This window comes from Ferdinandcohnia sp. SAFN-114 (genome assembly GCF_059415045.1).
This window is the reverse complement of the sequence record NZ_JBPFDQ010000184.1, coordinates 1-1,785: the sequence shown is the minus strand read 5'-3', so window position 1 is coordinate 1,785 and position 1,785 is coordinate 1. Positions and strand designations below refer to the sequence as shown.

Below are 1,785 nucleotides of genomic sequence, written 5' to 3'. Positions count from 1 at the left end.
GGGACAAGTTAACATGAACGAAACTAGCCCCTTGTCGTAATCCCGTAGGTTAATTTGGTTAGACTGTTTAACGGAGATTAAAAAATCAAACCAAATCAGAGCTACATTACGAAAGGAGCTAGTTATATTATGAAGGATACCATAAAATACGTAGGTTTAGACGTTTCAAAGGAAAAAATTTCTGTTGCGATTGCTGAAGAAGGAAGAGACGCACCTAGATATTATGGAATGATCCCACACTCTTTAGAGGCTATTAGAAAATTAGTTAAGAAATTAGGAGATAAAAAACAGATAAAGGTATGTTATGAAGCAGGCCCAACAGGTTACCCATTGTACCGCTTCTTCTTAAGTTTAGGAATAGAGTGTTTTGTAATCGCACCATCCCTAATCCCTTCTAAGCCAGGAGAACGGATTAAAACAGACCGAAGGGATGCGGTTAGGCTTGCTCAATTATTCCGTGCTGGTGAATTAACATCTATTTATGTACCAACTGAAGACGATGAAGCTCTTCGAGATTTAGTTCGTGCTCGTGAAGATGCCAAAGAGGATGAATTAAGGGCAAAACATCGACTCACTAAGTTTTTATTAAGACACAATATTAAGCCTCCTACTGGTGTTCGCAAATGGACCCTTAAGTATCGGGAATGGTTAAACAAGTTAAAATTTACTCGTTCTACGTCTAGAATTGTATTCCAAGAATATTACTATCAACTTCAAGAGATCGAACAACGGATAAAACGGTTAGAGAAAGAAATAGATATCCAAGCAACCGAAGGTTTACACGCTCCTGTAATTCAAGCACTTCAATCGCTTAGAGGTGTGGCAACTATTACAGCCACAAGTTTAGTGGCAGAGATTGGGTCCTTTAAAAGATTTACCTCGGCTAAACAATTCATGTCATATGTAGGTCTTATCCCAAGCGAATATTCTAGTGGTGAGAGTCGAAGACAAGGTAAGATTACGAAAACAGGGAATAAACACGTTCGCCGTCTTCTGATAGAAGCAGCCTGGAGTTATCGATATCAACCTGCAGTAAAAGGAGAATTAAAAAGAAGACAAGAAGGTCAGTCGGCCGTTGTTCAAGCTATATCATGGAAAGCTCAAAATCGTCTTCATAAAAAGTATTTCCGATTATTATCAAGGGGTAAAGAAAGTGGGAAAGTCGTAACGGCAGTGGCAAGAGAACTAGCTGGGTTTATCTGGGCAGTCACGCAGGAAATAGAAACAAACTCTAGAGTTTTAATTGAATCTTAATCTATTATAAAAATTCGTTTATAAAAAACTGCAGTTAAATTATGTGATTTTAAGAGTAGGGCTCGAAGGCAAAGTATAACACCGGAAAGGATAATCCACGTGGTCCCTTTGTGCTATGTCTAAATAGGCTAACGCACGTGACGAGTTGGTGGTAGATCCTTTATACGGAAAGATAAAATGTGAGAATCCACGAATATCAGAGTGCTTACCGAAGCTTAGATTTTTGCCTTCGTGCCGTGTTCTTAACTTCTGAATAAAGGAGGAATTTAATTCTCAGCTTTAAAAAGTGTCTCAATCTATGGATTACCAGTCAAGGAGAGCACTTGACAGGCAATCCATAGATTGAGGAGTAGTCAGTAAGCTGAGAAGGGTAATCCCTAGACATAAAATGTCTCCAACATTTATAAAAAAGAAAAGAAGCCCAAAAATGCTTCTCTTCTTAAGTGCGCCAAAAAACGGCAATTATAATTAGGGATTCGAGGGGAACTTGACAGTTTCGTTCATATCAGGGACCTGTCCCTCCGTCCCATT

Annotated in this window: 1 protein-coding gene; it reads left to right on the top strand. The window is 38.9% G+C overall.

From position 1 onward, the window contains the following. The first annotated feature begins 129 nt into the window (after window positions 1-129). Window positions 130-1,254 (top strand): IS110 family RNA-guided transposase, encoded by a 1,125-nt coding sequence (locus ACR65M_RS26765; protein ID WP_341331531.1) that lies wholly within the window; start codon window positions 130-132, stop codon window positions 1,252-1,254. Window positions 1,255-1,785 lie beyond the last annotated feature (531 nt).

Coding starts and splice junctions, on each gene's coding strand:
- ACR65M_RS26765 (WP_341331531.1), top strand. CDS start 130: ATGAAGGATACCATAAAATACGTAGGTTTAGACGTTTCAAAGGAAAAA.